This is a genomic window from Streptomyces sp. NPDC006265 (assembly GCF_040613555.1).
Taxonomy (GTDB): Bacteria; Actinomycetota; Actinomycetes; order Streptomycetales; family Streptomycetaceae; genus Streptomyces.
In genome coordinates, this window is sequence record NZ_JBEXSH010000305.1 from 1 (window position 1) to 9,363 (window position 9,363).

Annotated in this window: 8 protein-coding genes; all 8 read left to right on the forward strand. The window is 67.9% G+C overall.

All coding sequences use genetic code 11. From position 1 onward, the window contains the following. Window positions 1-2,144, forward strand: a 2,144-nt coding sequence (locus ABZ281_RS23690; protein ID WP_356658413.1) for a hypothetical protein, incomplete at its 5' end; no start/stop codon positions are given. Then, on the forward strand, window positions 2,144-4,408 hold the full coding sequence (locus ABZ281_RS23695) for a hypothetical protein (RefSeq protein ID WP_356658415.1): 2,265 nt from the start codon (window positions 2,144-2,146) through the stop codon (window positions 4,406-4,408). The genes ABZ281_RS23690 and ABZ281_RS23695, both read left to right, overlap by 1 nt. 14 nt (window positions 4,409-4,422) lie before the next feature. Next, on the forward strand, window positions 4,423-4,890 hold the full coding sequence (locus ABZ281_RS23700; RefSeq protein WP_356658417.1) for a hypothetical protein: 468 nt from the start codon (window positions 4,423-4,425) through the stop codon (window positions 4,888-4,890). A gap of 162 nt (window positions 4,891-5,052) precedes the next feature. Further along, complete coding sequence (locus tag ABZ281_RS23705; RefSeq protein ID WP_356658419.1) at window positions 5,053-5,481, forward strand: hypothetical protein; 429 nt, start codon at window positions 5,053-5,055, stop codon at window positions 5,479-5,481. Window positions 5,482-5,711: 230 nt separating this feature from the next. Further along, window positions 5,712-6,218, forward strand: a complete 507-nt coding sequence (locus ABZ281_RS23710) for a hypothetical protein (RefSeq protein ID WP_356658421.1) — start codon at window positions 5,712-5,714, stop codon at window positions 6,216-6,218. Between the two features lie 77 nt (window positions 6,219-6,295). Further along, on the forward strand, window positions 6,296-6,751 hold the full coding sequence (locus tag ABZ281_RS23715) for a hypothetical protein (RefSeq protein ID WP_356658423.1): 456 nt from the start codon (window positions 6,296-6,298) through the stop codon (window positions 6,749-6,751). Further along, the gene (locus tag ABZ281_RS23720) at window positions 6,744-7,517 is read left to right on the forward strand and encodes a hypothetical protein (protein WP_356658425.1); all 774 of its coding nucleotides are present in this window, start codon (window positions 6,744-6,746) and stop codon (window positions 7,515-7,517) included. The genes ABZ281_RS23715 and ABZ281_RS23720 overlap by 8 nt, the downstream gene beginning before the upstream one ends. A 270-nt stretch (window positions 7,518-7,787) precedes the next feature. Continuing rightward, window positions 7,788-9,140 (forward strand): hypothetical protein, encoded by a 1,353-nt coding sequence (locus ABZ281_RS23725; RefSeq protein ID WP_356658427.1) that lies wholly within the window; start codon window positions 7,788-7,790, stop codon window positions 9,138-9,140. Window positions 9,141-9,363 lie beyond the last annotated feature (223 nt).

The window sequence follows — 9,363 nt, forward strand, 5'->3', positions numbered from 1 at the left end:
ACATCCCGTCCAAAGCGAAGATCCAGGCCGCCGCGCTCAGCCGGTACAACGAGCTGCTCGCCGGCAAGACGGTCGGCGGAATGACGCTCGCCGACCTGCACGAGATCGAGGGCACCGAGCCGCCCCTCAGCGGCGGTGCATGGAAAGCCACGCCCGACGAGGTTGGCGCCTCCGCCCAGGCGGTGTCCGCGTCGATCGAAGCCTGGAACGAGGCGAAGAAGACCTACGGGCCTCAGTCTCAGGAACAGAGGGCCGAGGCCCTGCACACGATGCTCGCGGCTGAGCAGAAGTTGGCGTCGGCCGACTGTCCCGAGCTCGGCGAGGACCTAGCGAAGGCCAAGGCCGAGGCCAAGTCGGCGGTCGACGAGGCTCTCCACCACGCGTACCTGCCGCCGAAGGACCTCCAGCCTCTCGTGCAGCAGGCTCTCGCTTCGGGGCAACTGAGCGAGACCGAGGCGATGCACCTCGGTAGTCACGGGCTCGTGGCACTGATGCGGCCGAACACACCCGAAAGCCAAGTGGAGACGCTCAAGGCTCTGGCAACCAAGCGGCAAGAGCAGCTGGCGAACCTCGACGCCAGCTACGCCGCCCACGTTGCGATGGCCCCCGGAGGCGACCAGCCGCTCAACCTGCCGCCGGCGGGCGACCCGGGCGCGCCGCAGGCGATCGCCGCGTGGGCGAAGAACGCCGGCGACGTCCGGGACATGCAGACGGACGTGAACAGCTGGTACTCCCAAACCCAGCAAGGCGGTGCCAGCGACACCCCGTACGCCGAGCACCCGGCCCTCGGTCCAGGGAAGTACCTCCACCCCGGCGATCTGACCAGCGACTTCAAATCGTGGGCCGCGAAGCAGAAGCTCGCCGACCTGCGCACCGTCGCGGCCGAGCTGGGCATGGACAACAACGCCAAGGCCACACGTGCCCAGGTCCAGAACTACATCGCCGCAAGCTTCAACAAGAAGTACGACCAGCAGGCCATCAAGGACAAGGTCAACGCGGACGTCGCGAAGAAGGCCGCGGCCAAGGCCGCCAAGGCGGCGGCCACCGTTGCTCCTTCGGCGAAGCCGGATGGAGGTCTGGCCTCCGACGAGGCGGTCCAGGCACTGGCGAGCAAGCTGCCGAAGAACGGCGCGACCCCCACGCCCAAGCCGGCCGCGACCGCAGCGAAGCCGGCGAAGGCGCCGAAGCCGGGGTCGTTCAACGCGAACATCCAGGCGCTGATGGCCGAGGTGCAGCAGGCGAAGGCGACCAGCCAGGACGTCCCGGCCTACATCGATCCCAAGGAGGTCGCCGGCTGGTCCTTCGGCTCGGGTACCAAGGTGTCGAATCTCGGCGGGACATATGCCAAGACCGTCCATACAGGCCCGGACGGCTCGCAGTGGATGTTCAAGGCCGACCACAACCACGGCGGGGCCCTGGGCCACACCGAGGCCGCCGCGTCCCAAGTCCTGTCGTTGGGCGGCGTGCCGGCAGTGCCGGTGTACCACCACAAGAAGGCCGACGGCACGGCCGGTTCCATCCAGCCGCTGCTCAAGGACGCCAAGCCGTTCACGTCCAGCCCGAGCCAGTGGACGCAGTCCCAGGTCGACGCGATCGTCCGGTCGCACGTGGGCTCCTGGTTCGTCGGCGAGCACGACGGTCACCAGGACAACTGGCTTGCCACACCCTCGGGCGGCCTCGTGCAGATCGATCGCGGCCAGGCCTTCAAGCACTACGGCCTGGACAAGCTGTCGGTGGACTACGCCCCCAGCGGCGGCGGCGGCTTCACCCCAATCCACCAGAAGCTCTACCAAGCAGCCCTGGGAGGCGGCTTGGCCAAGGACGTCAAGATCAATCCTGCCGCCGCACACCCGGTGATCAAGAAGTTCGAGTCCATGCCGGATGCACAGCTGCGTTCGATCCTGCACTCCACCGCGCACGAGGGTGTCAAGGCCGGCGTGGCATGGGTGCCGCAGATGCGCAGCAAGGCGGCCAAGGCGCTGAAAGTCCCGCAGTCCCAGGTCACACACGCCCAGATCGCCACGGCGTTCCTGGACCACGCAGTCGAGAGGAAGAACAACTTGCGTCAGAACTTCGCCGACTTCTTCGTCAAGCAGATGGGTCTGCCCTCCGGCGCCTCCCTCAAGCACGGCGGTGGTAGCTGATGGGAACCGGATCCAAGTCGAGCCACCAGAGCTACGCGGTCAGCCCCACCGCGCTCGCCGAGGCACCCCCCGTGCCGCCGGACATCACCGGAGCGCCGAATGCGGCCGAGGGGACCGACCTCACGGGCGCGGCCGCGGGAGGCACGGGGGGCGCCGAACTCGAGGAGCTGGAGCTCTCTCAGCTGCCTGCCGAACCTGCGGAAGCTGCCGCTGCCGAGGACGCTCTGGCGGAGCTCGACGCGCTGCTGGGCACCGAACCCGCACCTGAGCCTGACGTATCCGCTACCGGACCCGAGGAGGAATTCCAGGAGGCTTCGGCCGAGCCCGAGCCCGAGGGCCTCGCGGCCGAGGGGGAGCTGCAGGGCAGCGGTGAGGAGGCGCCGACGGAGGAGGCTGGACTGCTCCACGCCGACGACATCTTGGAGGTCCAGGAGGAAGAGGAGGAGACGGACCCGCCGCTGACGCCGGTGCCGGCCGCGCCCCCCGTCGGCGAGCCGACCGGCACGCCGCTCCTTGTGGGCGGGGACGACTTCATCAACTCCGAAGCCACCCTGGTCGCCTACGACTCGCCGGACGGCCCGCGGGAGGTGCTGCTCACGCACATATCCGAGGAGGCCGAGGAGAAGCTCCTCGACGCGCTGAGCATTCCGGGCACCCACATGGAGGAGATCCAGGTCGAGGAGCAGGTCAAGGAGCGCCTCGACCTCGACAAGGAGAAGAAGCTGGCCGAGCTGACCAAGACCGCGATCAGCTCGGTGCAGCACAAGCTGAAGACCGGCTCCGAGATGTCGGAAGCGTCGATCGCCAAGCACCAGGCGGCCTTCGACGCAGTCGCCGACGTCCTCCACAACCCGTCGATCAGCGACGAGGAGGAGGCCATGGCCCTTCACTACCTGCACCAGCTGCAGGTAGTGAAGGACAAGATCGACAACGGCGGGTCGGTCATGCCGTGGATGGACGCCTACGAGGTGACCGAGACCAAGATGGTCACCAAGCAGATACCGGTGCCCAACGGGGAGCCGGAGCCCGGCACGCTCGCCGCGACGGTCCGCAAGGCCAGCCGGATCAAGGCGTCCCTCGACCCGGAAACGGGCCAGTCGTCCTGGGACGGCGTCACCCGCAGTTCCGCCAACGGCACCGAGTACGAGATCGACATGGGTGACGGCTGGACCGCCGTCTACCGCCCGTACAAGGACAACGACCCCAAGCACACGGAGTTCTCGCTGCGCGGGCAGCTCGAAGTCCACGCCCCGGCCGGCGCCGGCCACGGCAAGGACCTCGTGGAGCGCCTGGAGCAACTGCACCTGATGAACAAGCCGATGACCGCGGCCGAGGGCGAGTGGACGTACCTGTCGAACAACATCCAGGCGCAGGGGCTCGGTGAGGCCGACGGCATGCAGGCCGCCATGGCCACGGCTCAGGGACTTCAGGACCTTCAGGTCCAGGAGATCGTGCACCAGCGGATGGAAACCCTCATGGGCCTCGACAGCGGGGCCCTGCAGACGGCGATGAAGCGGATCCAGTTGGAGGCCGCCCACAAGGTACTGCCGATGAAGGTCGAGGTCGTCCGGGACGCCGTGGCCAAGGCCTCCGGATTCTCGGGTGGGGCCGAACTGGCGGCCAGCCCGGGCTATGAGCCGATACCGTCGACGTCCGGCAAGTGGCTGACGTGGTCTCGCTTCGACGTGACGGGGAAGCAGGCGGAGATTCAGGGGGCGTTCAAGGGGAGGTCACTGACCCACAGTCTCCACGGCGGTGCGCTCTCCAGTCTCCTGGGAACCGGCGTCCTGGCCTCCACGGAGAAGCGGGCCGTCATGGGCATCGGCGGCGGGCTCGGCATGAGCGAGCAGGCCGACAAGATGACCGGCGGCGCCAACAGCGTGTTCCTGCGGGTCAAGAAGACTCCCAACCAGCCGAGCGGCGGCATGCTGATCTGGGATGACCCAAGCGTGCTGATGCGGCGCAGTGACTACTACGCCTACAACGGCGACCACTACGGCGCCATCAACCCCGCGCACCACAACTACAACGAGAACGCGATCACCCGCGACCCGATGAAGATCGCGAAATTCTCCGCCGCCGGCAACGAGGTCATGTTCAGGAACGGGCTCGACCTGTTCGGAGCGGAGGCACCCAGCCGGATCGTGTGCCACACCGCCGCGGAGCGCACCACCATCCTCGCTTCCCTCGCCTCACGAGGCATCACCCACATGGGCGGGAAGGCCGTCGAGGATGTCCTGTGCACGTCCGACGACTACAGCTGACAAGGAGCGATCGAATGACACAGCAGTGGCACCAGCGATTCTCGGACCTGCTCGCGGGCAACCACAGCGCCACGGGTGACCCGGTAGACGCCGGCGCGCGCCTGATCGTGTGGGACCCGGACGGGACGGAGGTCTTCCGCGCCGCCCTCGCCCGGCATCACCGGGTTGAGAACGGGGATGAGCAGGATGAGCAAGTTCTGTGGATTCGGCCGCTGATCGGCGGCGAGGACAACGGCGGCGGCTACCTGTTCAATCTCAACGCCACCCGCCGGCGCTCCCTGACCTGCGCTCGCGGCACCGTTGTCGACGACGGGGTGGATATAGACCTGACCAGCGGGCAGCGAGCACGCATCGAGCCGGCCGACGGCCCCGAGCTGGAGCAGCTGATCCACTGGGACGACTTCACCAACCGGCTCACCCCCGATGAGGACGCCGAGCTTCAGCGCCTGGACGCCGACTCATGGCACGGACGGTACGCATGAGCGGCCCAGCGCAGGCACCGAAGGGGCAAGTAGGGGACGTGTTGGCATGATGGCCTCGAAGCCACGGCGGCCGCGCGGAGGAACCGGGAGGTCTCGCTGCGCCGGCCGCATGCCAAACGGCATCGACTCAAGATCCAAACCGCGACCGAGAGGAGGAAGCACATGGCAGACCGAGCCCATCCGGTAACGGAACAGCGGCACGCCGAACTGCGAAGCCCACTGCCGGAGGACGAGCGGAACCTGCCTGTCGACGTGCACTGGCTGCGCCGGCGAGCGAAGCAGTTCGCCTCCGTCTCGCAGAGAGACTTCCACCTCGTCTTGGACCTCGCGGCGTACGCGTCGATCAGCGGCATGCCGTTCCTCTCGCACTACGCAGCCCAGGTGTATCGCGGCCCGAAGAGCGCGCGGCTGAAGGTGCCGTTGATGGCCGTCAACCTCCAGCTGGTGACGACGCGCGAGGAGGCCGATCGCGCGCTGGCTCACGAAACGATGCACCTGGTCGTCCCGTCGTACGGTCACAAGGCAGCCGCGTTCGCCCGGGCCCAGCTCCTGCTCGACAAGGTCGGACAGCTCACCGCCGCGCCGGCGTAGTCCGGCGTCCACCGGCCGGCCGTGCTGTTGCTCTTCCAGGGGCATCAGCTGGCCGGCCGTCTCTTCAGCCATAATGTTGCGTATTAGCTGTTCAATATGTAACGTGGTGGGTGTCGGACGGGGAAGACCCCGTCGGCCGGAGCCGCTGTTCGCGGCCTTCGACTCCCCGCCCTGGTGACCCTGACGCGTGCCAGCGTGCCGATCACGGGCCTGATCTTCTCGGAGACCCCATGCCGAGCACCATGAAGAAGCCCCCCAACTACGTCGAGGCCGCAGCCGTCCAGGCGGCCGTGGAGCGCGCACAGGCCGGTCAGGCCACCCAGGTCGGACCGGACCCGGCCCTCCACAGCCACGACGCCGAGCTTCGCTGGGTGGAGGCGGTACTCCGCCACCGCCTCTCGCTCCACTCCCTTGGCCGCCCGATCGGCATCCGTACCAGGGACGACGACACCCACCCGCTCCTCGCGGACGGCGTGCACTACCCCGCGGTGGCCCTGTCCATCCCCTTCGCGGACAGGACGCTGGACTTCCTCGCGACCTACGACGACCGCCGGCGCCTCACCTTCGACCTCCTCGCCCCGTGCGACCAGTGCGGCAAGCCGGTGCCCACCGAGGAGATCAACTCCCTGGAAGACCTGGGCGACTACCTCCTCCAGACCCGCGACAGGCTCGGGGGATCCCCCCGCCTCCGCACCTCCCCCGCGCACACTGCCGGCTGCCTCGCACGCGGCGACTGATCGCGATTCCCCCTCCCCCCCACGGGCGCCCCCGGCTGATACAGCCGGGGGCGCCCTGCATGGAGCGACACCTCACCATGACGACAGCCACTCCCTCCACCGGCGCCGGCAAAGAGCCTCTGCAGCACGAGCCAGATCCGCAGCCCACCCCTCCGACGCACGGCCCCTTCGGCCGGGTGGTCACCGCCCCCGTAGAAAGCCCGACGTCGGCGTCGGCGACGTGGGTGACGTGGCTGCTGTTCATGGTCCCGCTGTGCATCGCCGAGTTGCGGGGACTCTCACAGCCCGAGATCGATCGCGTCTCGGCGCAGGCCGCCGACCTGATCGCCAGTCACGGCGACGACGCCCAGTACGGCGGCCATCACCAGCGCAGTGCGCGCACCGCCATCGCCCAAGGGCTCGCCGTGCTCGCGAGAGCCGACGGCGGCGTGACCGCGCTCGGAATCCACGCGTGCGTCCGCCCTCACATCGGATGCCCCGGCACCTCACCCGCCTACCCCTCCCCTTCGAAACATGAGGAACGAGATGTCTGAGAGCACCAACGCGACCGGCCGCACCACCCCCAAGCGGCTCCTCACCCAGAACTCGGACCTGAGGAGGATCGGCGTATTCAACTGGACACTGCCAGCCTTCGTGATTGAAATGCCTGACGGCAGCCATTTCAACGTCTGCCCTCAGGCGGGCGTGTGCGCACAGTTGTGCTACGCCCGAGTCGGCACGTACCGGTTCAAGAACGTCCGCGCAGCCCACATTCGCAATCTTCTCCTCTGCCGTGACACTCCGGAAGAGTTCGAGAAGCGAATGACGGACGAACTCCGCCACAAGCGGTACGCCGGCAAGTGGATTCGTATGCACGATTCAGGCGAGTTCTTTTCCGACGAGTACCTTCTCACCTGGATGCGCATCATGCGCAGCTCGCCGGGTGTTCGCTTCTACTGCTACACCAAGGAAATCAGCCGTTTTAAGCGGCTTGTCGTGAACGACGCGCCGGATAATTTCCTTTGGTGCTACAGCCTCGGAGGGAAGGAGGATCACCTGATCGACCTGGGGACCGAACGGCACGCGGATGTATTCCCGGACGTGGAGGCGTTGATCGCCGCCGAATACACCGACCAGACCGAATCCGACCTCCTTTCGGTTCTCAGCGAGTCACCGCTTGTGGGAATTCCGGCCAATAGGATCCCGCACCTTCTCAAGAAGCAAGGGCAGGAGACATTCGGCGGCCTTCAGCGGGCGCGCGATGAGAAGCTCCGCGCGAAGAACTCGGGCGCGGGCCAGGGCTTTGCCCTGGCGCACTGACCACTCACGTCGGTGCCTTCGGGGAGGGGCGGATCACCGTTCCTCCCCGAAGGCACCCCCGTGGCGATCCCGAGCCGATCAACACCCACGCGCGTTGTCTATTCGCCAAACGTAATGTACTTTAGCGCCTGCCCCTGCACGATCGAGGGCGCCGGCGCGGAGAGGAGCCGGCGATGCCGGTCACAGCTCGAGCTCGTTCCACTCAGGCCCCCACCCTCGGGGCCACGACCACGGCCTGCGGGTTCACTGCCGGTCCGACAAGGAGTATCAGTGATTCCCGCCGACGCCGATGAAGTTGTGACCTCACACGACATCGCGACCAAGTACAAGGTCAATGAAGCCAACGTGGCCTACTGGGTCACGCTCGAGGGCTTCCCCGAGGGGTGGCCGTCCGGTCCTGGGCGAACCCTGGTCCGCGACGCCGCGCTGGTGGACGACTGGCTGCGCGAGAACCTCCCGGTCTACTGGGCGCAGGGGCAGGACTCGGACAACCCGTACGGCCTGCCTGAGGGCAATCCGAAGGACCTGGTGAAGCTGTCGGACATCGCCGCCTGGGAGGGGAAGGCCCTCGGGCGGAAGGAGCCGGTGCCCGAGGTCACCCTGCGAACGTACATCTCCCGGAAGAAGATGCCGGGGCCCGACCGTAAGCCGGGGGACGGGAAGCGGCCGGAGGTGACGGAACGCATGTGGTTCCGCGAGACGGCGTACGAGTTCGTGAACCGGCCTCGTCGCATGCGCCGCCAGAAGACGTCGGAGGTGCCGGCGGTCGCTGGACAGACCCCTGCAGCCGCCGGCGCGAGCTCGGAGCGTGCTTCCACCGCGCGAACGGGGTACGTCGACGCACAAGCCATCGCGAGCACGTACAGCGTGAGCGGTCAGACGGCCAGGGGGTGGACCCGTGTTGAGGGGTTCCCCGAGGCCGGCGAGAACGGCTACAGCGCGGCCGAGGTGGACGAGTGGGTCCGGCACAACCGCCGGCGGTCCTGGACCGCGGCCCAGCGTCGTGTGGAACTGACAGGTCAGGCGTGGCCCGAGACGTCGGCAACCGACTCCTCTGCCGGCGTCCAGGACGAGCAGGTTGAGCCGGCGCTGGCGGCTGCGTCGGTGTCCGAAGTCCGTAGTGAGCAGGCTGAACTGGCCGCGGAGATGATCGGCCCGCGGTATGGCGTCTCCGAGCGCACCGGCCTCCAGTGGATCAGCGTCAAGGAGAAGCGAGAGGGTAAGAAGGTCATCCGCCGGGCTTTCCCGACGCCGTTGCGCACACGTCCGCGCACGTATGCCGCGCACGCGGTCGACGCCTGGGTGAAGGAGCACCGCCCGCATGTGTGGGCGGCCGCCAAGGGCACCGGGCCGGCGCTGGTCAACCCGCTGCCTGAGGGCGACCCTCTGGACCTGCTGGACATCTACGACTTTGCCGAGGTTTTGGGCATGGCCACGCGCGGCGAACCCCTCGCGCGCGAGACCATCCACGCCTACCACGCCCGAGGTCAGGTCCCGTTCGCCGACCGGACGGCCGGGGACGGCGGAAAGCCTCGGGTCCTTCAAGACCACTGGTACCGCCGGACTGTCTACGACTTCGTCCTCAGCCGCAGGGGGTCCGGCAACTTCGACGCCAGGGCATAGCGGAAACCTGCCAGGGACGGCGCGAGGCGCGGCCGAGGGCCGGCGAGCAGCCCGCCAGCCCCCATGGCGAGCGCTCGACCGGGCTCCGGGCCGCGCCGCAAGCGCGTCGCCCTGCCAGGCGATCGGCCGGTCAGAAATCCGGTCTCGTCCGGCAGACCTATCTGCTGACCGGCCGCCGTGAACTGGCCCGGGAGTCGGTGGAACGGGCCTTCCAGATCGCCTG